The organism is Paenibacillus sp. BR2-3 (assembly GCF_046529485.1).
In the GTDB taxonomy this organism is placed as follows: Bacteria; Bacillota; Bacilli; order Paenibacillales; family Paenibacillaceae; genus Paenibacillus_AQ.
Genome location: NZ_CP126311.1, coordinates 2325470 through 2348577 on the forward strand (window position 1 = coordinate 2325470; position 23108 = coordinate 2348577).

17 protein-coding genes are annotated in these 23108 nt (G+C 48.4%); 15 read left to right on the plus strand and 2 right to left on the minus strand.

Translation table 11 applies throughout. The features are described from left to right. Positions 1-8: 8 nt before the first annotated feature. The 9 genes from leuD to PaeBR_RS11155 all read left to right on the plus strand — a co-directional run bounded on the left by leuD (position 9) and on the right by PaeBR_RS11155 (position 10708). Entirely contained in the window at positions 9-611 is a 603-nt protein-coding gene (gene leuD / locus PaeBR_RS11115; RefSeq protein WP_410514865.1) for a 3-isopropylmalate dehydratase small subunit, read from the plus strand. A 185-nt stretch (positions 612-796) separates the two neighbouring features. Continuing rightward, positions 797-2281 carry an N-acetylmuramoyl-L-alanine amidase gene (locus tag PaeBR_RS11120; RefSeq protein WP_410514866.1) on the plus strand — a complete coding sequence of 495 codons (1485 nt, stop codon included), beginning with the start codon at positions 797-799 and terminating at the stop codon, positions 2279-2281. A gap of 163 nt (positions 2282-2444) precedes the next feature. Next, positions 2445-3884, plus strand: coding sequence for an N-acetylmuramoyl-L-alanine amidase (locus PaeBR_RS11125; RefSeq protein WP_410514867.1), 1440 nt, complete (start codon positions 2445-2447; stop codon positions 3882-3884). A 106-nt stretch (positions 3885-3990) separates the two neighbouring features. Next, entirely contained in the window at positions 3991-4647 is a 657-nt protein-coding gene (locus tag PaeBR_RS11130) for a GerMN domain-containing protein (RefSeq protein WP_410514868.1), read from the plus strand. A 78-nt stretch (positions 4648-4725) separates the two neighbouring features. Further along, positions 4726-7494 carry an S-layer homology domain-containing protein gene (locus tag PaeBR_RS11135; RefSeq protein ID WP_410514869.1) on the plus strand — a complete coding sequence of 923 codons (2769 nt, stop codon included), beginning with the start codon at positions 4726-4728 and terminating at the stop codon, positions 7492-7494. A 173-nt stretch (positions 7495-7667) separates the two neighbouring features. Further along, a complete protein-coding gene (gene nth / locus PaeBR_RS11140; RefSeq protein ID WP_410514870.1) occupies positions 7668-8354 on the plus strand; it encodes an endonuclease III in 687 nt (228 codons plus the stop codon). Positions 8355-8379: 25 nt separating this feature from the next. Next, positions 8380-8646, plus strand: a complete 267-nt coding sequence (locus PaeBR_RS11145; RefSeq protein ID WP_410514871.1) for an NAD/NADP transhydrogenase alpha subunit — start codon at positions 8380-8382, stop codon at positions 8644-8646. Positions 8647-8872: 226 nt separating this feature from the next. After that, positions 8873-9067, plus strand: coding sequence for a hypothetical protein (locus PaeBR_RS11150; RefSeq protein WP_410514872.1), 195 nt, complete (start codon positions 8873-8875; stop codon positions 9065-9067). 489 nt (positions 9068-9556) lie between these two features. Further along, positions 9557-10708, plus strand: coding sequence for an IS110 family transposase (locus PaeBR_RS11155; RefSeq protein WP_410512566.1), 1152 nt, complete (start codon positions 9557-9559; stop codon positions 10706-10708). A gap of 364 nt (positions 10709-11072) precedes the next feature. Here PaeBR_RS11155 and PaeBR_RS11160 read toward each other — a convergent pair whose 3' ends face one another. Beyond that, positions 11073-11453 carry a hypothetical protein gene (locus PaeBR_RS11160; protein ID WP_410514873.1) on the minus strand — a complete coding sequence of 127 codons (381 nt, stop codon included), beginning with the start codon at positions 11451-11453 and terminating at the stop codon, positions 11073-11075. Positions 11454-11614: 161 nt separating this feature from the next. Here PaeBR_RS11160 and PaeBR_RS11165 point away from each other — a divergent pair, with 161 nt between their 5' ends. The 5 genes from PaeBR_RS11165 (at position 11615) to PaeBR_RS11185 (ending at position 20005) form a co-directional block, all read left to right on the plus strand. After that, positions 11615-15367 (plus strand): dynamin family protein, encoded by a 3753-nt coding sequence (locus PaeBR_RS11165; protein WP_410514874.1) that lies wholly within the window; start codon positions 11615-11617, stop codon positions 15365-15367. Between the two features lie 146 nt (positions 15368-15513). Beyond that, on the plus strand, positions 15514-16704 hold the full coding sequence (purT, locus tag PaeBR_RS11170; protein ID WP_410514875.1) for a formate-dependent phosphoribosylglycinamide formyltransferase: 1191 nt from the start codon (positions 15514-15516) through the stop codon (positions 16702-16704). Next, the gene (locus tag PaeBR_RS11175; protein WP_410514876.1) at positions 16694-17155 is read left to right on the plus strand and encodes a GNAT family N-acetyltransferase; all 462 of its coding nucleotides are present in this window, start codon (positions 16694-16696) and stop codon (positions 17153-17155) included. Before purT ends, PaeBR_RS11175 begins: the two co-directional genes overlap by 11 nt. 126 nt (positions 17156-17281) lie before the next feature. Beyond that, positions 17282-18817 (plus strand): spore germination protein, encoded by a 1536-nt coding sequence (locus tag PaeBR_RS11180; RefSeq protein ID WP_410514877.1) that lies wholly within the window; start codon positions 17282-17284, stop codon positions 18815-18817. A 36-nt stretch (positions 18818-18853) separates the two neighbouring features. Further along, the gene (locus tag PaeBR_RS11185; protein WP_410514878.1) at positions 18854-20005 is read left to right on the plus strand and encodes a Ger(x)C family spore germination protein; all 1152 of its coding nucleotides are present in this window, start codon (positions 18854-18856) and stop codon (positions 20003-20005) included. Positions 20006-20213: 208 nt separating this feature from the next. Here PaeBR_RS11185 and PaeBR_RS11190 read toward each other — a convergent pair whose 3' ends face one another. Next, entirely contained in the window at positions 20214-21314 is a 1101-nt protein-coding gene (locus tag PaeBR_RS11190; RefSeq protein WP_410514879.1) for a GerAB/ArcD/ProY family transporter, read from the minus strand. 144 nt (positions 21315-21458) lie between these two features. Between PaeBR_RS11190 and PaeBR_RS11195 the strand changes: the two genes are divergently transcribed. After that, complete coding sequence (locus PaeBR_RS11195) at positions 21459-23108, plus strand: response regulator (protein WP_410514880.1); 1650 nt, start codon at positions 21459-21461, stop codon at positions 23106-23108.

Genomic DNA, 23108 nt, shown 5'->3' on the forward strand with positions numbered 1-23108 from the left:
GTAATGAAATGGAAGCTTTTAAGAAATTAACAGGAATCGTGGCACCGGTGGACCGGGTGAATGTAGATACGGACGCAATTATTCCGAAGCAGTTTTTGAAACGGATTGAACGGACGGGGTTTGGGCAATTCCTGTTCTATGAATGGCGTTTTGACGAGGCCGGCAATGATAATTCAGCGTTTGAAATGAATAAGCCCCGCTACAAAGGGGCCTCCGTTCTGATTTCACGTGCCAACTTTGGCTGCGGCTCCTCCCGGGAGCATGCACCTTGGGCGATTATGGATTACGGATTCAAGACCGTAATTGCACCCTCGTATGCGGATATTTTTTATAACAACTGTTTCAAGAACGGTATTCTGCCAATTAAGCTGTCAGAAGAGCAGATTGATGAGCTATTTAACCGGACGGCTGCTTACGAGGGCTATGAATTGACAGTTGATCTTGAGAACAATACACTCAGCGATGAATATGGCCTTAGCATTCAGTTTGAGCTGGATGAGCACCGCCGCCAGTTCTTGCTGCAGGGTCTTGATGATATTGGACTAACGCTCAAGCATGTAGATGAAATTGATGCCTATGAAGCTCGCAACGCTGCTAAATTGTTCGCTTAGTTGCAGGATTAGATAGAAAGTGACAGAAGTCATGTTAATTTTACACAAAACTTCCATTTCCGGGATGCGGAAATGGAAGTTTTTTTGCTATAATCGATATATTCGTTACTAGAAGAGTAACTTTTGGAGAATCTTGGCGTCTAGTACTTATCTGTCTATCTATCACTGTGTAAGGGGAGAAAAGAATGAGGAAAACCGGTTTGCGACTTCTGCTGCTGCTGCTGTTGCCCCTATTGTTTCTGTCGTTCACCGGGCCGGGAGCATCTGCTGCGGGAAGCGGCAAGATTGTGCTGGACAACAAAGAGCTTGTCTTACCCCAAGGAGTAGTGCTTGAGAGTACGAATGGAAGTGTGATGATCCCCATTCGCGTCGTAGTGGAGAATCTCGGCTTCGAAGTGCAGTGGGAGCAGAAAACCCGCAAAGTCATCGTGCGCCAGGACGGCAAAAGCGTTGAGCTTGCGGTGGGGAGCAGGAAAGCCAACGCCGATGGAGTCACGCTGGATTTGAACGCAGCTCCCAAACAGACGGGAGGCACGGTACTTGTTCCTATACGCTTTGTTAGTGAACAGTTTGGCCTCAAGGTAGGCTGGGATAACAGCGATAAGACAGTCTATTTAACCGGAAGCTCTTCAGGCGGGAATGAAGGCGCTGACAGTACTGGCGAAGGTTCGGGAATCGTTGTGGATGCTCCTGTAATTCCGGGAGGAAATGAAACTCCCGTTATCACAGCCCAAATCAAAGGAGCAGCATTCAGTGAGAACCGCTTGATGATTGCTGTAACCGGAGCAGCGAAACCGACCGTTACTTCAATGACCAATCCAAATCGCATTGTCGTGGATTTTCCGGACACCTCAGTTGCTTCTGACTTCACTGGCGGTCCAGCCGGAGAGTCGGCACTAGGCAATCAACAAGGAAAGCTGGACATTACCGGTTATCCGCAAGTATCAGAAATCAGATATGCCCTGTTCAGCACCAGTCCATCCATCGTCCGTTTCGTCATTCAGACGAATGCCGTTACTCCTTATCAAATCAGCACTGATGAAGGCTCAGGTCTTACTACTATTGATCTTAATATATCGGCGAATACCGAGGGGGATGTTGGAGGTACCGAAGGTAAGGGGAATCCTGTCGTTGTACTTGATGCAGGTCATGGCGGGACACAGCCGGGGGCTGTCAGTATAACTAAAAGGCTGGAAAAAAACTTTAATCTTGCGGTTATTCGCAAAGCAGAAAGCTTGCTGCAGCAGGAATCAGGCATAACCGTAATATTGACGCGGGGAGACGATAGTACGCTTGGTCTGCAGGATCGGGTAACTATTGCTGAATCCGCCAAGGCCGATTTATTTATTTCACTTCATGCGAATGCTATGCCCCCTACCTATACCAATTGGGGCAAGGTTAACGGGAGCGAAACCTATTACAGCCGAAGTGAAAGTCTGCCTCTGGCGCAAATTATGCATAAGCATCTTTTGGTAGGCACCGGCTTCAAGGATAACGGAGTAAGAAGCAAGAGTCTTCATGTGACAAGGGAAACCAGCATGCCGGCTGTGCTGCTGGAAGCCGGATATTTGACCCATGCCGGTGACGAGGCTTCGATGTACAGTGAAGCTTTTCAGGATGCCTTGGCACAGGAAATTGTTGCGGGGATCAAGGAATATCTTGGGTTGTAAGAGAATCGTTCCGCTAGACTACACTTATGCGAATCTTGTTTTACCATGGGATATTTTCGCAACTTTTAGACTGAAGCGGCGTCTAATAGAGGTCAAATGTCGCCCGTCGTGTGCATCATGAACGCCATTCCCAGGCGGAATACTAGATTCGTAGAGGTGAAGAATGAAGAAATTTGGTTTTATGTTGTTGCTGCTGCTATTTATGCTAGTTCTACCAGAGAAGAGCCAAGCCGCCGCGAATAACAAGATTATTCTGGATGGTAAAGAGCTGGCTGCGGGTCAGAACGTCCAGGTTGAGAATGTGAATGACACGATTATGGTGCCGCTCCGAATGATCGCAGAGAATCTGGGGTACAAGGTGGGTTGGGAACAGAAGAATCAGAAGATCACCATTGAGCAGCAGGGAAAGACCATTGAACTGATCGTTAATCAAAAGACAGCTTCTGTCGATGATAAAACAGTCACGCTGCATGCCTCTCCCTTGCTTCGGAACTCCACGACTCTTGTGCCGATCCGGTTTATAAGCGAACAATTTGGATTAAGCGTCGAATGGAACAACAAAGAAAAGGTTGTAAGCATTGTTAGCCCGGAAAGTACACCGGATAACGGCAACTCAACCGGCAGTACTGGTGAGGGCGGGACAAGTGTTACAGTGCCTCCAGCAGACACAACAGCGAATCTTGCCAAGGTAAATGGAGTAAGCTTTAGTGAGAATAGGCTGCTCATCGCAATGCAGGGCTCTTCGAAGCCTAAAGTAACCGTTCTTAAAAATCCTGACCGGTTAGTGGTGGATCTGCCCAATGCAACCTTTTCCGATGTTTTTGGCTCGGGACAGGCTTTGGATCCTACATTGAATGGGAAGCTGGAGGTAACTGGATATCCGGATGTATCGGGAGTCCGATACTCACTATTCAGCTCTACCCCCTACACGGTACGATTTGTGTTGGATTTGAATTACGCCAAAAATTATGCCCTTAGTGTGTCGGAGAATGAAAATAATCTCGTTATAGTTGATTTAAACGCAGCGGATTCGGGTGAAACAGGAGTAGTACCCGGCAGCAGCGGCAGGAAGCTTGTGGTTCTGGATGCAGGCCATGGAGCGAAGGATTCAGGCGCAGTAGGCGTAACCGGTAAATATGAGAAGACCTTTAATTTAGCAGTAGTGCTGAAAGCAGCGGAGCTGCTGAAAAAAGAAAAGAATATCGACGTGGTGCTTACCCGCAGTAACGATACCTTCCTTGAGCTCAAGGAACGGGCTGCGATAGCCAATAATCTGAATGCTGATTTGTTCCTTTCCGTGCATGCGAACAGTGGGGCTTCATCCAGCGCAAGCGGAACAGAGACGTATTATCAGCGTGAGGCGAGTAAAGTTCTGGCAAATGTGATGCATAAGTATCTGATGAAGGCAACGGGCCTAAATAACCGCGGTGTCCGCTATGGCAATTTCCATGTTATCCGTGAAACCAAAATGCCGGCTGTCTTACTGGAAGTAGGTTATTTAAGCAACAAGGGTGATGAAGCCCTTTTATTTACTGAGGCTCTGCAAAATCGGACAGCCGCCGCGATGGTAAGTGCCATTAAAGAATATCTCGGGTTAAAATAACAGCCAAACGGCAGACAAGCGCCGCGAATCCACCTTTCTGTTGCTATAGCAGTGAAGAAGGCTTTGTGATGCGGGTCTGTCCGTATTTATCTAGGGGGCGTAACGAATGAACACAAAATTAGGTTATGCAGGCTTATCGGTATTATTGCTTTTTGTAATGTCAGGATGCGGGGACAAGCCTATTACTGCATCTGAGGGTCTTCAGACGCCGGCCGTTGTCAGCGGCGCCGGCGGGAATTCAGAAGCTGCAGCGGATTCAGTTAATTCCAATGCGGAAGCTTCTTCACAGCCCACTGCAGGCAGCGACGGAACCGGGACGAATAATACAGCCCCTGCGGATCCGGCTGCAGAAGAGAAGAAGGTCGAGACTATTGATGTATATTATACGGATTCCCAAATGATGGATCTGGTTGCGGCTAAAGCGACAATCAGCTATACCGTTACAGAGGCTGCCAGTAAATATTCAGCGGCATTTCAGGCACTGCAAGCCAGTGACAATACCGATCTTGTTCCGCTATGGGGCAAGATTGAACTAAAGTCCTTGAAGTTCGATAACGGACAAGTTGTGATTGATATTCATAAACCGATTGAGGCTCAGCTTGGCGCAGGCGGAGAGTCCTTTGCTATGGGCGCACTCTCAAAGACACTGTTTCAATTCGCAGAAGTCCAGAGTATCGAGGTTCTGCTGGATGGTGAGAAAGTAGAGAGTCTGATGGGACATGTGGATCTGGAGCACCCCATGACCAGAGATAACAGCTTATAACTGCGCAGGAATATCGACAGTTTCCGGCGAAGACCTATGGATACTTCTTATTTGTGATACAGAGAGGGGAATATTATTTTGTCTGGACATAACAGGTTAAGTCGTCCCGCAGGGGGCTATTCTGCTAAAACAGTATCCGTGATCCTTGCGGGAGCCATAGCGATTAGCGGCGCTAGCGCAGCATTTGCCGATACCGCTGCGGCCGCTGGTTCAACTGCTTCAACAACTGCTTCAACAACTACTTCCGCAGTTGCAGCCGCTGCCGCTGCTGGTGCATTCAAAGATGTGAAGAGCGGCTTTTGGGCTGAAAAGCATATCTATAAGCTTGCTGCACAAGGCATTATTATCGGGAATAACGGAAGTTTCCGACCTAATGATCCTGTCTCCCAGCAGGAAGCCGTACTGATGGCATTACGCTTTATGAAGCTGCAGAATCTGGCGGACAGCAGTACTGATGTGGCCCTGCCGGCCGATTTTAAAGTGTCGAATTATTATAAATCCTACGTTGTGCTGGCGTTCCAGCAGAAGCTCCTCGACAAGACCCTGGAAATGGCTCCAGACAATTTGAAGACCTCATGGGGTGAGCGTAAGGCAACGCGTGAATGGATTGCGGAAGTACTGATTCGTTCACTAGGAAAAACTGCTGATGCAGTAGCGGCAGCTTCTGAACCTACCGGATTTGCCGATGATGCCAAGGTGTCCGCAAACAAGCGGGGATATATTAATGCCGCCGTGGATCTCGGATTGGCAAATGGTCTGGATGGTAACCGCTTTGATCCGAAGGGTGTGGTAACCCGTGCGCAGTTGGCTGCTTTTTTCAGCCGGGCAGAAGCTCATAACACACTCGTCTATGACAACACTTTTACAGGTACTGTTAGCGGTCTGAAGGATGGAAAAATTACAATTTATGACAACGGAAAGTCTTCTGTGTTCAATCTTGGCGCAGGTACCGCTTACTACACCAGTGCTTCCGAAACCAAAGGCAGTCTGAACGATGTCAAACCGTATACGAAGGTTATGGTTATAGGGGCAAACAGCAATGCGGCTTACATCGAGATTACCGATCCCAAGCAGCAGGTCGAAAGTATTCGGGGCAGTTTTGCCATGGTTACGGGAAACAATAAGCTTTTCTTAAAGACTTCCGAGGGATATCCAGAGTACACCTTTGATGCTGGCACAACTTTTCTGGATGTTAACGGAGCCACAATTGAACCGTCCGCCATTGCTGCGGATAGCCTGGTCACATTGCAGCGTGAAACTTACACCGGTTCAAAAAAGGTGGTTAGCGTTCAGGTGACTTCCGGGGTCGTAAACAAAACTGCGACAGGCTCATTGAAAAGCATCGACATTACCGGAAAAAGCATTACATTCAAGAACGCTTCAGGAGTTGAGGAAGCCTTCAAGTGGGACGACACCACTATATTCCGCTATCAGAATTCCATTCTTGCAACTGCAGAGTTGAAGGCTGGTTCAGCTGTAAAGTACACGATTAAGAATAACCTTATTACATCTATAGAGGTTACCGAAGCTGTAGAACGAACCGTTCAGGGTTCACTTTATGAACTAAGCGCTTCTACTGTCGTTTTTAAAAAGAGTGATGGAAGCCGTGAGGTGAAGCTGCTTGGTGCAGCTCCAGTTATTGTGATTCCGGGAGTATCGAATCCTCTTGCCGCTGATCTGATTGCGGATGCGACGGGCGGTGACAATATTAAATTGACACTGAACAGCAACGACCAGGTAGTGAAAATTGAAGTGCTCAGCCGGCAGGTCGAGCTGTACGGCAGCCTCTCGGTTGTAAGCTACAATGTTAAAAACAAGCTGCTGACTGCGCTGGACAGCAATAATAAAGCTCATTTATTTACTCTGGACGATAAAACGAAACTAACTTATGAGGGTTCACTGCCTACCTTGACTACTATCGGTACGTTGTTGACAGAGGGGCGCAAAGTCAGTGTTAGTTCAATTGGACAGCGTACTTTTTCCCTTGAAGTAGTGACTAAGTATGAAGGTACAGTGACAGCAATTAATACTGCAACTCAAAAAATGGTAATCAAAACAAATGAAGGTCAAGTGGTTACCCTTCCTTTTCCGGATTCGGTTGATGTCTTCGGCCGTACAAATGCTGGAATAGCTGATGTTGCGGTTGGTAATACGGTCTCGGCAGTAATGGCAGACAATCAGGAAGCAGTCTCAGTATTAAGAGTGAAGTCGGTCCTGCAGGCTGCAGTTACTTTTCTGGACACGGCTAATAACAGGCTGAATGTAAAATGGGCCGGCGGTACCGGCACTGTCTATACTTCGGGTGTGGCTCTGACGAATGAGGCGGGTCTGACTCTAAAGCTGAGTGATTTTAAAGTAGGGGACTATGTTAATGTTGTCGCTAACGGGTCCTCCACGGTATCTGTTCAGTTAGCCAAGCTTACAACGGGTCAAGTATTGTCTCTGGATGCAGCTGCAGGGACGCTGGCGGTTAAAGACTTTGCAGGAAGCACACAGACCTTTTTGACAGGAAGCAGTGTGAAAATTGTCCGTGACAGCGTTACGAGCACTTCTCTGGGGAGTCTTGCAGTTTCCGAAAGAGTAGAAGTGCGAAAAGATGCGGACGGATCGACAATCATTCGTGTATTGCCTAAGCAAAACCGTGATTTCTCCCGCTACGAGAGCACTGGTAATCAGGTAGTAGTCAAACGGGAGAACTTAAATGACGAGAATTACCGCTTCCAGCTTGCTTCGAATGCATATATTCACCAAGGTGACACGACATTATCCGTGCAATCTATCAAAGAAAATGATAATATTACATTATATTTCAATAACGATGTTATCGTTGAAATCGTGAAACAATAAGTTTTAAGGTGGCTTTCCGTGTGAAACACCGTCTTGACGCAGGGGGATTTACTTGCGTCAGGACGTTTTTTTTGAAATATAAGGGGCGGTAGGGCAATCGCTTGTAATGTATGAAAGTGTACGCTATAATACATACTTTGCTTATATTTTCTAACAACAATGAGGAGCCGCCTATGAAAATTGCAGATGTCCGCCACATTCTGGATACCATCGGCGGCATGTTCCCGGATGCTCACTGCGAATTGAATCATAGCAATGCCATTGAGCTGACGATAGCGGTGCTCTTGTCAGCCCAATGTACGGACGCTACGGTCAACAAAGTAACAGTGGACTTATTCCAAAAGTATAAAACGCCTCTCGATTACATTTCAGTTCCGCTTGAGGAGCTGGAGGGGGACATCCGGCGCATCGGTTTATACCGAAACAAGGCCAAGCATATTCAAAGCCTGTGCTCGATCCTGATCGAACAGTATGGAGGGGAAATCCCGCAGGCTCATGACCTCTTGATTACATTGCCTGGTGTCGGACGTAAGACGGCCAATGTTGTGGTCTCCAATGCTTTTGGAGTTCCCGCCATTGCCGTGGATACTCATGTTGAACGGGTTGCCAAGCGGCTGGGACTCTCCGGCTGGAAGGATTCCGTGCTGATCGTCGAGAAGAAGCTCATGAAGGCTGTTCCGCGTGACGAGTGGACTTTGACGCATCACCGGCTCATTTTTTTCGGACGCTATCATTGTAAAGCGCAGAATCCCAAGTGTCAGGTATGCCCGCTCCTTGATGTGTGCCGTGAAGGCAAAAAACGTATGAAAACGTCGCTGATCAGGAAAGATAATGATCAAGCGCCAAAAGTTAAAAATTAGAGATGAAGAAGAGGATGGGGATAGAATGAAATGCATTTCTGTATACACTGATAATTTTGAAGTATTTTCGGATATTTTTGAACGGGTTGTAGACAGCCCTCTGGAGGAGAACGAAGAACAGGAAGTGGAAGGCATTACAATCAGCCACTCCGGCGACGTGCCTGAGCATTACCTGGAGCGTATGGCTCAGAAGCCTGAAGTTGTTGTTATGAAGGATAAATCCCGTGGACTGACCATTCTGCAGCATGGTAAAGTGTTTGAGATTTTGCTGCCTGTATTGGAAAGTGCCTAAATTATTACGGCTAAGAGAGAACGTATAAGTAGATTCCTCTACGAATGAAAACAGCCACTCTCAACTTAAAACGGTAGGAAGCAGCCAGTCTCCGGTTTGGAGACTGGCTGCTTTTTGTGTACGCCCAGCATGGGCGTCATCTTTAGGGTGAAGGTCAAGGTGGATGAGGATGAGTTACCACTAAACAACGAAATTCAGAGCCGCTTTAAAGGCTATCTCTATAAACTTGAGTGGCCGCCGTGGGCAGACAGATGACTTCTTATTCTTTGGAGGCCTGCCGGATAAGCGGAGGAAAATCGTAACCACAACCCAGAGGCTGCGCAGATGCGGCAGGAGTCAGCACTCGCAGTTCGCGAATGTGTGTACGGATGAAGTCCTCCCGAATCCCCTGCTGCAGGTTTTGGAGGTTCGTCTTTGCTGAGGTTTCGAGACCTTCTTCGGCGCTAAGCGAATCGTTGCCTGTTTCTGGCTGAGGATACTAAACTCGAAGAAGTTGCCAGTTTGTTTGGGCAGATAGAGGGAAATTATCCCTCTAAAGTGGTCAGTGCCAGTTTGTTTGGGCAGATAGAGGGGGATTATCCCTCTAAAGTGGTCAGTGCCAGCTTGTTTGGGCAGATAGAGGGAAATTGTCCCTCTAATCATGCCGTATGAGGTGTATTTGCTGATTTACAGGGAGGAATTCCCTCTAATCACCGGTTACAGGATCTGGTGTGTGGCTAGGTTGAATCCACAATTAGCGTCACCTCAGTCCGGGTCTGATCTCTTTTAGTACATCAGCACGATAATAGTTATCATGAACGAAACCGACATCGCAATTTGTTTATCTCGTAGGTTGAAATGGAAATCCTAAGAGTGAATGGCTCAAAGATTCCAATTCAGAGCTAACAAACAAAAAGGAGTCGGTTTACTAATGAGTATCGCCAAAAAGTATATTGGATTAGACGTATCCAAAGCCAAAATTGCTGTAGCCATCGCGGACGAGGGCCGAAGCGAACCCCGCTTCTGGGGGATTATCGAACATACCAGGGAACGTGTTCTAAGGCTTTTGCAGCAGTTGCAAGGTTCCGGAGAATCCAGAGCGGAACTGGAAGTCTGCTACGAAGCCGGGCCCACCGGTTACATGCTTCACCGCTGGCTGCTGGAATCCGGCATTTCCTGTACGGTTGTCGCTCCCTCCCTCATCCCTCAGCGGGCCGGCGACCGAATCAAGACCGACAAGCGGGATGCGCTGCGTTTGGCTCAGCTGTTTCGTGCCGGCGAGCTGACCGGTGTTTACATCCCATCCCCTGAGGAGGAAGCTCTCCGGGATCTCGTTCGAGCCCGGGAGGACGCAAAAGAAGATATGAACCGCCACAAGCAGCGCATGGGCAAGTTTCTGCTACGCTTGCAGCTCGCTCCCCCAAGCAAGGTCAAGGCATGGACCTTCGCCTACGAAGAGTGGCTGGACACCCTCCGCTTCGAGAGTCCCTGCCACCGTATGGTGTTTCAGGAATACCGGGAGAGCATTCGAGAAACGGCAGAACGACTCCGGCGTTACGAAAAAGAGATCGAGCTTCTCTCCCACACCCATGCGCAGGCGCCGCTTATTGAAGCGCTTCAGGCGCTGCGAGGGGTGGCTACACTCACCGCCACGACGCTGGTGTCGGAGATGGTCAGCGTGACGCGGTTTGCCAGCGCCCCCTCATTCATGAGTTACTGTGGTCTGGTGCCCAGCGAGCACTCCAGCGGCGTGAGCCGCAGTCAGGGGAAGCTGACCAAGGCCGGTAATGCGCATTTGCGACGGGTGCTGGTCGAAGCTGCCCACCATTACCGGCACTCGCCGGGAGTGCGCCGCAAACTGCGCGAGCGGATCACCGGACTGCCGCCGGAGGTGCAGCGGATGGCCTGGGAGGCACAGAACCGGTTGCACCGCAAATATATGAACATGCTGGGAAAAGGGAAGCACAAATCGAAGATCGTAGCCGCCATTGCCCGGGAGCTTGCCGGATTTGTATGGGCGATTGCCCGAGCTTTGGAGATGGACGACCGAAACCCCGTCCCGGAGTCCAAGCTTGCCGGGTAACCCTCTCCGTCCGTCTACTGCAATGTGACGCTGTATACCACTGAAAAATCACTCCCTAAAGGAAAGGAGATGAATGCCAGGAAGCCGGAGCATGACTTACCTTGGAGGCAAAATCGAGCAAGGTGAAGAGAAACGCCGCGGAAGCCCTTTGTGCCCGTTTGCTTGCGAACGATGGACGAAAATAGTTAGCGGCAGGCTCTTCAGATGGATTAATACCATGTGTAAACCCACGAATATCAGGATGCCGACCAGCGAATGATTTTTGCCTCCAAGCTAAGGACATGCTCCCTCCCTAATGTGTAAGGAAAGAAGTCACACTCAGAGTCAACCCCTTTGGAAAAAGGGGGCTCTCTTTAAAAGACGTCTATTGATAGGTTTGTTTAAGTGCGCCAAAAACGGAGTTGCTACAGCGGCGCTTGACAGTTTCGTTCATATCAGGGCTATGCAGTCCGCCCAACGGCTCGAATCCGCGTATACCCGCATGCAACATTTTGTCAAGTACTGATTCTGGTGTTGATTCTCTGTTTTTAGAAAGATTTAGGAAGGGTTCCCGCTGAAAGCAGCGGAGAGGACGGAACGATTGCGGAAAAGCGGCAGCGGTCGCCCAAAAGCTTTCCGAAGGAAAGCTCTCTTCGAAAGCATATGCTGTCTCCGGATTTTTACCGCTCAGGAAAATAAATAAAATCTGGAGATCACAGCGATGGAGCAACGTTCCGTTCGCGGAGCGTTCGCTCAAAAAACCCATCTATATCATACTCAAAAGCAAAGTGTGTCCAGTCATTTTTCATAGATTATTGGCCACCCTTTTTTTGTGAGCATAAGTTTTTGCCGTATTTGATTTGTGGCAAACTGGTGTTAAAATAGAATTATTCTATTCTTGCAAATCAGATGAACTGTGAGTTGTCATTGAAGCTTTTACTGGATCCGAAGGACATAGCAGAGGTGGAGAAGACCATGGGAGCGGAATCGGCAAAGGTTGATAGTAACAGTCAAAGGGTTAAGAATTCGGCTATTTCCTTACTGCAAGCCTTAATGATGCAGTGGGGGGATGAAGAAGCTGAACGTATATATTCTGAATTGCAGCGAAAGGAGAACGCGGGGGAGCTGACGATAGCTTTTTGCGGTCATTTCTCGGCAGGGAAATCCAGTATGATCAACGCATTGTGCGAATGTACTGTGCTCCCCTCCGGCCCGGTTCCAACCAGCGCGAATGTTGTTTCTATACGGTGCGGGAATCCTCGTGCGCTTATTTATCCGCGAGCGACAAAAGGCGAGGTGGAAATAAGCCCGTGGGAGACAACACCCGAAAGGCTGGAGGAATACTGCCGCAATGGGGGAGAGTATTCTGCCATAGAAGTTTGGGAAGAGGTACCGATGCTGGGCCCATATGGAGTACTGATGGACACTCCTGGAGTAGACTCAACGGATGACGGGCATCAAAGTGCTACACGGTCGGCACTGCATCTGGCCGATGTCGTGTTCTATGTAATGGATTACAATCACGTGCAATCGGAGAATAATCTGGCTTTTGCCAAAACGCTTAGTGATTGGGGCAAGCCGCTTTACCTCATTGTCAATCAGATCGACAAGCACCGGGAGCAGGAAATAGAGATTAAGGAATACCAACTGCAAATGGAAAACGCTTTCAGTCAGTGGGGTATACATTATGCCGGAATTCTGTTTACTTCCCTTAAAGTAAAAAACCATGGATTGAATAACTGGGACCGTTTGATGCTGCTAATCCAGGAACTTCTGAACTGCAGGGAAGAGCTGCTGGAATACAGCCTGTCTTGTTCGATTCATCATGCGGCGGAGACTTCACTTGCCGCTTTTCGGGAGGAGCAGAGTGAAGAAAGGGAGGCTTTGCTTTCAGAACTTTCCGGTGCAGAGGAGCAGGCCGTGAATAGGGAACTGTCTTCTATTGATGAGGAGCAGAACAAGCTGGAGGATCTGTCCCAGTCGTCCCGGCTGAATCTTCGGGGGGCCCTGGACGATCTGCTGGGAAATGCCAATCTTATGCCTGCTGATGTAAGAGAGGTTGCAGGACAATATGCTGACAGCCTAAGCCCTGGCTTCCGGCCAGGTTTATGGTTCACTGCTGCCAAGAGGGAAAAAGAACAGGCTAACCGTCTCAACGCTTTCACTGAATTGCTGGGCCGGCAGGTCTCCGCGCAGCTGGAATGGCATCTGATTTCTCTTCTTAGTACCTGGGCTGAAGAGCTTCAGCTGTGGGATGAGGAGACGGAGGCAGCTTTGAAGCTGAAGCTGCCGGTTGTCCATTCCAGCTTATTGGCCGGTATGGTGAAGCCGGGAACCGGCGGCTCCGGCGAAGCGCTCCTTAATTTCTGCCGCAGTCTTTCGGCAGAAATTAAGGGCATGTACCGCCGGGCAGCTCTGGAGCTGGCAGATGAGCTGCTGGCGAAGCTGCCGCCGCTGCTGGAGGAGCGCCGCGCCCTGCTCGCGCGGCGCGAACAGCGCCTCCGGCGGCAAGCGCGCGCCTTCGCCGCGCTCGCCGCCCTGGGCCGCGCGGCGGACGCCCGCGCGGCCGGGCTCGCGGCGCTGCTGCCGCCGCGCCGCACCCTCACCCCCGGCATCCTGCCGGAGGTGAGGGCAACCCCGCGGGCGGGCGCTGCTGCGCACAGCGCAGCGCCGCCCGAGGCCCAGCCGCCGCGCGCAGCAGCGGCCGGGCCCGGCCCCGCCGCCGCCGCAAGCCTGGCAGCGGCGGGCATGGCTTCGCCGGCGGGCGGACGCCGCCGCCGGCTGTCCGCGGCCGCGGCGGTGCTGACGGCCGCAGCGGAGCGGCTGCGCCGCGAGCCGGCCATGGCGTCGGCGGCGCGCAGCCTGGCGGCGCGGGCGGGCGATCTCGCCGGCGGCCGCTTTACACTGGCGCTGTTCGGAGCGTTCAGCGCCGGCAAATCCTCCTTCGCCAACGCCCTGCTCGGCGAAGAGGTGCTGCCCGTGTCTCCCCACCCCGCCACGGCGGCGGTCAACCGCATATTAGCGCCGGAAGGGGAATTCCGGCATGCCACCGCGGTTGTCACCATGAAGTCCATGGAGGATTTCTGGGGAGATATCACTCATTCCTTCAACGTGCTGCAGCTTGGAGAGCCGCAGCATGAGACATGGATTTCTGCCCTGACGAGTCTGCCGACAAGGGGGATCCATCCTTCGGCGCTGCCTCATGCCGGATTTCTTAAAGCTGCCGCCGCTGGCTGGGCAGAGTCAAAAGATCTGCTCGGAACCGTGCGCACCGTTGATCTGGAGCAATATCGTCTATTGGTTTCGGAGGAGACCCGGGCCTGCTTCGTGCAGGGCATCGATCTGTATTATTCAAGTCCGCTGACTGACAGCGGTATTGTCCTCGTGGATACACCCGGAGCGGATTCTCTGCATGCCCGGCATACGGGTGTCACCTTCGGGTACATGAAGGATGCGGATGCGATTTGTTTTGTGACCTATTACAATCATGCCTTTTCGAAGGCGGACCGGAGTCTCTTGGCTCAGCTTGGCCGGATCAAAGACAGCTTTGCGCTGGATAAAATGTTTTTTATTATCAATGCCTCCGATCTTGCTTCAGGGGAAGAGGAATTGGAGGAAGTCCGTAACCATGTCGCGGCAAATTTACGTGCCGGAGGACTTACCTCTCCGCGAATTTATAGTCTTTCCAGTTTGCAGGCGCTAGCAGGAAAGCGAACCGGGGACCAAGGACTCTATGAAGCTTCGCGTTTCGGAGCCTTTGAATTGGCGTTATCCCGCTTTGCAGGTGAGGAGCTGCCCCAGCTGTCCTTGGGAGCCGCCAAAGAGAGCATTGTATCCGTTCGCCGCCGGGCGGAAGAATGGCGAGGGTTGACTTCGCAGGAGGAAAGCCAGCGTGAGGCCGGGCTGCTGCGGCAGGCAGAACGCCGTCGTCAGGCGGAGGAACGGATTTCCCTGTTGAAAATAGAGGAGCGGCCCCGCCGTGATCTCCGCCGGGAAGGAGAGGAGCTGCTGTATCATGTGAGACAGCGGCTGGGATTTTCATTTGGACGTTTTTTTCAGGAATCCTTTCATCCTTCCTTGCTGCGCGAGGATGCCGGAAATTTGAAGGAACTATTTGCAGCTTGCGGGCGTGAGCTCTGGCGTACGGTCCAGCGCGAGCTGGAACAGGAGCTATGGGCCACAACCCTGCGGCTGGAAGCCAAAGGGCAACTGCTGGTCCGTGCGGCAGCCGGAACCGCTGCAGAGGAGATGTCCTTTTCTGAAAGTGAGACGCAGCTTCTATGGGAGGAAGAAGGGCGCTGGTCTCCGCCCGAGAGACTGGAATGTCAGCTCCAGCCTTTGGACTGGTCCGGCCTGTGGAATTATTTCAGAACTCCCCGGCATTTCTTTGAAGGTCCCGGCCGCGACAAAATAAAGTCGGTGGTTGAACCGTTATTGAAAGAAGCTGTCGCCAGCAGGGCGGCCGTTCTTGAAAAGGGTCTGCTGGATCATTATGAAATCTGTATAAAAGAGGCTTTGGCTATCTACGCAGAGAGACTCCGGAATTTATTGGCTGAGCAGGAACAAGCCCTGACTCTGGCCCGTGAAGGAGGTGATTCAGCAGAGTATTGGGATCATTTGGCCCGCGATTTGCATAGTTTGGAGCAATCTTTCGACGATATCGTGGACAACGAACTGTGAAGTTTGTAGGAAAATGTCGAAGAACACTTGCAATCTGCTCTATGATGGATGAAAATAAAGAAGTCTGAAAATTTACAAGGAAACTGTCATGTTTTCCTGAAACTAAGGGATGACAGTGAAATTGCCGAAAGAGGTCGAAATCGACAATGTGGGGTGCTCCTTTTTCAGCTCAAAGCCGCAAGCTGCTGCTGCTGGGCAGCGGTGAATTGGGTAAGGAGGTCATTATTGAAGCTCAACGCCTTGGCGTGGAGACTGTGGCCGTAGACCGTTACAACAACGCACCTGCGATGGGAGTGGCCCATCGTTCTTATGTGATTGATATGCTGGATGCAGAGGCCCTTAAGGCGCTCATCCGTTCAGAGAAGCCGGATGTGATTGTTCCGGAGATTGAAGCAATCGCTACCCAGGCTCTTGTAGAATTGGAAGAAGAGGGCTTTAATGTCGTTCCCACAGCCCGTGCGGCCCGGTTGACCATGGACAGGGAGGGCATCCGGAGGCTTGCCGCCGAAGAACTTGGCCTCCCTACAGCCGATTATCGCTTCGCGGACAGTCTGGAAGAGCTTCGCCTGGCAGTAAGAGAACTTGGCACACCCTGTGTAGTGAAGCCTATTATGAGCTCATCAGGCAAAGGCCAAAGCATCTGCCGGAAGCCGGAGGATGCGGAGGACTGCTGGAACATCGCACTTGAGGGTGCCAGAGCTAAAGGCACGCGTGTCATTGTAGAAGCCTTCGTTACGTTTGAGAGTGAAATTACACTGCTTACCGTACGTTCAGTGGGTGGAACGGTATTCTGCCCGCCCATCGGCCACATTCAAAAGGATGGCGACTACGTGGAATCCTGGCAGCCGCATGCCATGAACCCCAGTCAAGTGGCGGAAGCTCAATCTATTGCCAAAGCCATTACAGATGAACTGGGCGGTCTGGGCATTTTCGGCGTTGAGTTGTTTCTGACGGATCGTGGTGTACTGTTCAGTGAAGTTTCACCAAGGCCGCATGACACCGGTATGGTGACCATGGCCACTCAGGATTTATCTCAGTTTGCTTTACATGTCAGGTCGATTCTTGGTTTTCCCGTAGATTCAGTGCAACTGCTGACACCGGGAGCATCGGCTGCCCTCAAAGCGGAAGGCAACGGACAAGCCTTTGCTGTCACAGGACTGGTGGAGGCGATGGCGCTTCCGCGTACTCAAGTCCGGGTGTTCGGCAAACCGGAAGTTCGTCCGGGGCGGCGGATGGCAATAACGTTAAGCGCAGCGGAAAATGTGGACAACGCAAGGACGACAGCCAAACAGGCAGCGTCTATGCTGAAAGTGGAGGTATATCAGGATGAACAGTAGTACTCAGGCACCAGTACTGCAAATTCGCAAATGCGGCATGAACGATCTGGAGAGAGTCACAGCACTCTTGCGTGAATTCGGCTATCCAACAACGCTTAGCGTGATGAAAGAGAGAATGGAAGATATGGAGAATGATTCTCTCCATTGTACACTCGTTGCCGAGCTCGACAACGAAGTCGTGGGAATGATCGGATTGCGGCAAATAAGTTCATACTACAAACAACAAGACTGTATTACCGAGATAACAGCACTCATTGTATCAGAGCAGCTTAGAGGAAATGGACTCGGAAAAAGACTTGTAGCCTCCGCGGAAGAATGGGCGCGCCAGCAAGGGTGCTGCCAGCTTTTCCTTAGAAGCGGAAACCGTGTAGAGCGAGCCCCGGCGCATGCCTTTTACCGTCATATTGGGTTTGAAAAGTCAGGTTACCGTTTCAACAAGGCGTTAAAGTAGAACGTATACGTTAATGATCATCCCCATCCCGGCTTAAGCGGGATGGTTTTTTTTTGATTCATACATAATTTTAAAATCATTAGCAAAAAATATAATACCATTCGAAGGAGAATTGGAGGTATTAATATGAGTTGGAGAAGAAGAATGCCGAAAGTAAAAACGGATTTCGAGAAATTCTCCAAGGACACACAGATATCCGATAGTCAAAATGAACAATTACACACAGATTTAAATCAAAATCAACAACTATTCAAAAACATTTTCGTTAATTGTTCCGATATTGTTTTCCATCCTTTTCTCATTTACGGAGAATCAAATGCTCTTTTGATTTACGTGGACAATTTAATAGACACCAAACATCTTGAAGAAAATATTTTAAAGCAAATCGTTTCAAAGGAATTATCACAGAACCAGGACAATATAGACCGAATAGGAACAGTCTTATCACAAGATATTATTGCAGGACAAACAACATACATTTCGGATATCGTTCAGAAAATATTGAAAGGTAATGTCGCCATTTTGGTAGATGGGGAAAGTCAGGCTTTGCTTGCAAGTGTCATAGGCTGGAAAAATAGAAGCATTGAAGAACCTGCTTCCGAATTAGTCATTCGCGGACCGAGAGAAGGATTTATCGAGAATATTTCAACGAATATGAGCATGATACGCAGAAGGCTCACCACTCCGCAACTTAAAATGGAATCACTGACTATTGGTGAAATATCCCGCACCGATATAGTTATTGCATATATTGAAGGTAGGGTGAAACCTTCACTCTTGGAAGAAGTGAAACAAAGATTAAGTCAAATTCAACTCGATGTAATCTTGGAATCAGGCTATATAGAAGAATTAATCGAAGATGCCAAATATACGCCTTTTCCACAAATACAAAATACGGAGAGACCAGATGTTGTCGCCGCGAGCTTACTGGAAGGAAAAGTAAGCATCCTAATAAATAACACCCCGGTAGTACTTATAGTACCCATGACATTCTGGACAGGAATGCAAGCTAGTGATGACTACTATGAGCGATTTCCGGGCGTAGTCTTCATTCGCTGGTTGCGTTTGACACTCCTTTTCATTGCAGTATTCCTCCCTTCTGTTTATGTGGCTATTATGACGTTTCATCATGAAATGATTCCTACCCATTTAATATTAAGCTTTGCGTCTACCCGCGAATCGAGTCCATTTCCGCTTTTAACAGAAGCCTTGCTGATGGAAATAACGTTTGAAGGGTTGAGAGAAGCAGGTATTCGTTTGCCGAAGAATGTGGGTTCAGCTGTCAGTATCGTCGGAGCATTAGTTATTGGGCAATCGGCTGTAATGGCAGGACTCGTATCTGCACCAATGGTAATCGTGGTGGCAATCACAGGAATTGCATCATTTACGATTCCGCGTTTCAGTCTTGGAATTTCCATTCGAATCATTCGATTTCCTTTGATTCTTCTTGGGGGTACTCTAGGACTATACGGAGTTATGCTTGGAATGTTGGTCATTACAATCCATCTTTTAAGTCTAAGTTCATTCGGCATTCCGTATTTTTCACCCATGGCGCCCCTTAAGATTAACCGCTTGAAGGATATATTAAGCCGCGATCCGTGGTGGAAGTTGAACTCAAACTTAAATTCAAATTCAATCTCTAAATCGAAAAGGAATGATTAGCATAATATGAAACGACTCCCTTTCTGTTGTATCGTAATGTTGCTTTCACTTGTGATGACAGGGTGCTGGGATCGTACAGAAATAAATGATATTGCCATTATTATGGCCGTGTCATTTGATCTTTTGGAAGATGGCAAGATGATAAGTACCTATCAAATTGCGAACCCAACCGCAGAAACAGGCTCGCCGGAAGCTAAAGGATCCAGACAAAAGTTTGTGATCATAACTGCTGCTGGAGGCAATGTTCAAGAACTGCTGGGAAAGTCTCAATATCAACTTTCACGCAAGATATTCAGGGCCCATCGAAAAATTATTTTAATCGGCGAACGCTTGGCAGAACACGGCATTGGCGACTTGTTGGATTCTTTTAGTCGCGACTCAAACAGTCGTATACAGCCCTATATATTGGTGGTAAAAGGAGGGGAAGGACGGGATATTCTCAAAATGAATTACCCTCTTGAGGATGTTTCTGCTGAAGCGATTAGGGAAATGATCGTAATGGATGTTGGACCAAAAATTACGATTCGTGATTTAATCACTGTCTCCTCCAGTGAAGGCATCGAACCCATAGTTGGAACAATTAAATCCTTCTCTAAAGAAGATCACGCGGATGAAAATCTGAACGAGCCAGCATTTCGAATATCAGGAGCAGCGATTATCAAGGATTTAAAACTGTCAGGATACTTGAATAATGAAGAAACACGAGGACTGCAATGGATCAGAGGAGAACTTAATAAAAAAGATATTAAAATCTCAATACCGGGGACTTCCGAAAGCGTCAACATATCTTTAAGTCAGATGAGAAGAAAGATCAAACCGGTAATACACGGGAGTGAAATCAAAATCAATCTCAAATTAAAGGGCAAAGGTGTAATTAAAGAAAATGATGCTAAACTGGATCTTTTTCAAACGAAGAATATTAAAATTATAGAAGCAGCCCTCCAAAACCAGGTTAATGAAGAAATCGGACAAATCATTTCGAAAGCACAAAAAAAATATAAAGCTGATATCTTCGGTTTTGGAGATGTGATCCACCGTAAATTCCCCCATCAGTGGAAATCGCTAGAAAAAGATTGGGATAATACGTTTCCTAAGGTGGAGATTGCTGTTACGAGCGATCTTACGATCACTAGCCCGGGAATCATTGGACCGCCTTTATATCTCAAACAAGATGAAATAATAAAGTGAATGCAGCTATCCTCCTTATGAGGCTGGCTGCATTTGTTTGTCTATTCATTTTTTTTCCTCTTGCCTCTAATCCATGTGATGATTGATCCAATAATCGCTGATGAAACCAGAAATAACTGCATGATCCAAGGATTTTCCAACATGGTTTTTGACGCCCACGGCCACATAATCATTTTTTGATTTCCTTCCATCGTAAAAGTTGTTCAAGTTAAGTAGTTATCTTGAATATCTTTTTCTTTATCCATATTACGATTAACAAAATACCGGGAAGAACCAAAAATAAAGGTACCCAAAAATAAGGTGAAAGAATTTTGAACGCAACACCATAAATGTGCTCAGTTATGCTTGTAGACATGGTCATTCCAAAAAATAATGCGGTAAGAACCACGGGCAATAGAATGAACTGCTTATTTTGTATATATGTCAATTTCTGAATAGCAAGGGTCGCAACCATTATATGCAAGGATATCTTAAAAAAAGCATTTACTGTAATGTACAAAATGCCAATTACGTCCATATTTTCGATAAAATCGCTAATCTCTATCTGTTGTATAAGAGTGTAAAGCGGAAATATACTTCTTTGAAAGGTGCTTTCACCAAGAACAGTAACAGCAAGACAATCAAATATGGCAAGAAAAATCCCAGCGCTGATCGTAGCGAGAAGGGTCGTCTTCATAATTCTTTCCTTCTGCTTTACCAATGTCCATAACATTGCAAATTCAATGGTTTCAGCAAATGACTGAGTTATTCCTACTGGCCATACTGCATCCCATATTCGTCCCCACCCTAAATCAAGTACAGGTTGAAGATAGGTCAAATGGACAACTCTCGAGGCGAAAAGCATAATGGCTTCGATAATTAATAAAAAGAGAATGATCGGTAAAAAAAGTCCTGCCATGTTTCCAAGAAGTTGTATTCCATAATAGACACCATACAAGATCACAAGCATAAACAATCCAACAATAACTATAGGTGGTGTCTTCGGCAATAATGTACTTGGAATCAAATAACTTAAATCGGCCACACCGCGTCCTGCATCATAAATAAATATTAAAGGGTATAGCCAAGAAATAGGTGTGCCTATCCATCGACCGAATTGGGCAGGGAACCATTCCACAAGAGTTAATCCTGGCTGCAGACGCATTAAGATGATATACATAGCGATGATGATGGATCCCAAAAATGTTGAAATCGCAATACTTATCCATGCATCCTTGCCAGCTCCTGCCGCAAACCCGAAAATGCTGGAAGTCCCAATCTGGAACAAAGCCGTAAGCGAAAACAGTTGGTAATTCGTTATTTTTTCCATTTCTCCTCCATTAACTTATTGTTAAAAAATGAGCTATAATTTATTTTGCCCATAATAACAATAACAATGCTATAGATCGTGCCGATTGAATCATATAGAATAGTTTTATTCAGCAATTAATCATTATCCAAAGAGGGATGAAGCATGTATAAATTGATTCTGGTAGAAGACGAAGAAGACGTAAGAGAGGGTATTATCGGACAGATCGATTGGGGGAAATACGGATTTGAGGTCGTGGATCAGGCCGAGAACGGAAGAGAAGCGGCGGAATCCATTGACCGGCTGATGCCGGACGTGGTTGTGACCGACATACAAATGCCCTTTATGAACGGTTTGCAGCTGGCAGAATGGATTCGCAGCCGCCATCCGAATACGAAGATTATTATTTTGACAGGGTATGATGAATTTGAATACGCCCAGCGTGCGATCAAGCTGCAAATTGATGAATATGTACTCAAGCCTTTCTCGGCCCAGGAATTGATCGACATCCTCATAAAAGTCAGAGAACAGATCGAAGCTGAAATTTCCGAAAAAGAGAACGTATATGTGCTCAGCGAGCATTACCGCAAAAGCCTGCCTGTACTGCGCGAACAGTTCCTGTCCTCGCTTGTGTCCCGCAGACTTCGTCCGGCGGAAATCGCCGAGAAAAGCGCAGAATACGGGTTAAAACTGTCCGGATCATTATTCCAAGCCTCTGTAATCAGCGTGGATTATATCCGCGGTGAGGGAACGATCGGTGTATCCGTTACGAGGCCTGTCTCTCTGCGTGACACCGGTGACCGCAATCTGCAGCTTTTCGCTGTATTGAACATCGCCGAGGAAATTTGTATGAAGCACGGCTTTGGCAAGGTGTTCATTCACCGCGATGATATCGTCATGCTCTCGGTCAGTGGAGAACAGGAGGAAGCCGAGATTACCGGCAAGACCTTTGCCATACTGGAGGAAATCCGTCAGAATGTACAGCGCTTTCTGAAGCTGACGGTGACAGCTGGAGCAGGTACGGTCTGTCAATCACCGGCGCTGTTGTTCACTTCCTTCGCGGATGCCCTGCAAGCGCTGGATTATCGCCTCATTCTGGGCAACAATAGAGTCATCTGGATTGAAGATGTAGAGTCCCGCTCCAATCGGCTGCTTGCCTATGATGAGCTCACCGAGCAGGCCTTGATTCGGACCATCAAACTGGGGACGGTGCAGGAACTGACGGAAACGGTTGATGAGCTGTTCGGGGGTCTGGACGTGGATCAGGTATCCACCCAGGACTACCAAATCTTTCTACTGGAGATTATCACTTCGATCCTGCGGGTTGCCAAAGAAGCGGGCAGTGAGACCACTGAGCTGTTTGGCTCCGGCTTTTCCTCCCTGATGGTATTGAACAGGTTCAACAATATGGGCGAGGCCAAGCAGTGGATCATTACCGTGTGCAGCCGTCTTATGGACAATATTGCTACGGAGCGGCAGTCCAGCTATAAGCTGCTGATCGAACAGGCCAAGGACTATATCCGTGCACACTACGAGGAATCTGATATTTCCATCGGAAAAGTCTGTCAGCATCTGCATATCAGTACAGGCTATTTCAGCAGCATATTCAAAAAAGAGATGAAAATGACCTTCGTCAGCTACCTGCTGCAAATCCGGCTGGAGGCTGCAAAGGATATGCTGCGTTCTACAGAGCTTAAGGCTTTTGAGATTGCGGAGAAAATCGGCTTTGCCGACCCTAATTACTTCAGTTTTTGCTTCCGTAAAAAATACGGACAATCCCCCAAAGAGTACAAAAACAGTTCCAGAGGAGGATAA

What these genes read in the sequence shown, in the direction of transcription:
- leuD (WP_410514865.1), top strand. Translation starts at nt 9, where the DNA reads ATGGAAGCTTTTAAGAAATTAACAGGAATCGTGGCACCGGTGGACCGG.
- PaeBR_RS11120 (WP_410514866.1), top strand. Translation starts at nt 797, where the DNA reads ATGAGGAAAACCGGTTTGCGACTTCTGCTGCTGCTGCTGTTGCCCCTA.
- PaeBR_RS11125 (WP_410514867.1), top strand. Translation starts at nt 2,445, where the DNA reads ATGAAGAAATTTGGTTTTATGTTGTTGCTGCTGCTATTTATGCTAGTT.
- PaeBR_RS11130 (WP_410514868.1), top strand. Translation starts at nt 3,991, where the DNA reads ATGAACACAAAATTAGGTTATGCAGGCTTATCGGTATTATTGCTTTTT.
- nth (WP_410514870.1), top strand. Translation starts at nt 7,668, where the DNA reads ATGAAAATTGCAGATGTCCGCCACATTCTGGATACCATCGGCGGCATG.
- PaeBR_RS11145 (WP_410514871.1), top strand. Translation starts at nt 8,380, where the DNA reads ATGAAATGCATTTCTGTATACACTGATAATTTTGAAGTATTTTCGGAT.
- PaeBR_RS11155 (WP_410512566.1), top strand. Translation starts at nt 9,557, where the DNA reads ATGAGTATCGCCAAAAAGTATATTGGATTAGACGTATCCAAAGCCAAA.
- PaeBR_RS11160 (WP_410514873.1), bottom strand. Translation starts at nt 11,453, where the DNA reads ATGGGTTTTTTGAGCGAACGCTCCGCGAACGGAACGTTGCTCCATCGC.
- purT (WP_410514875.1), top strand. Translation starts at nt 15,514, where the DNA reads ATGTGGGGTGCTCCTTTTTCAGCTCAAAGCCGCAAGCTGCTGCTGCTG.
- PaeBR_RS11175 (WP_410514876.1), top strand. Translation starts at nt 16,694, where the DNA reads ATGAACAGTAGTACTCAGGCACCAGTACTGCAAATTCGCAAATGCGGC.
- PaeBR_RS11180 (WP_410514877.1), top strand. Translation starts at nt 17,282, where the DNA reads ATGAGTTGGAGAAGAAGAATGCCGAAAGTAAAAACGGATTTCGAGAAA.
- PaeBR_RS11185 (WP_410514878.1), top strand. Translation starts at nt 18,854, where the DNA reads ATGTTGCTTTCACTTGTGATGACAGGGTGCTGGGATCGTACAGAAATA.
- PaeBR_RS11190 (WP_410514879.1), bottom strand. Translation starts at nt 21,314, where the DNA reads ATGGAAAAAATAACGAATTACCAACTGTTTTCGCTTACGGCTTTGTTC.
- PaeBR_RS11195 (WP_410514880.1), top strand. Translation starts at nt 21,459, where the DNA reads ATGTATAAATTGATTCTGGTAGAAGACGAAGAAGACGTAAGAGAGGGT.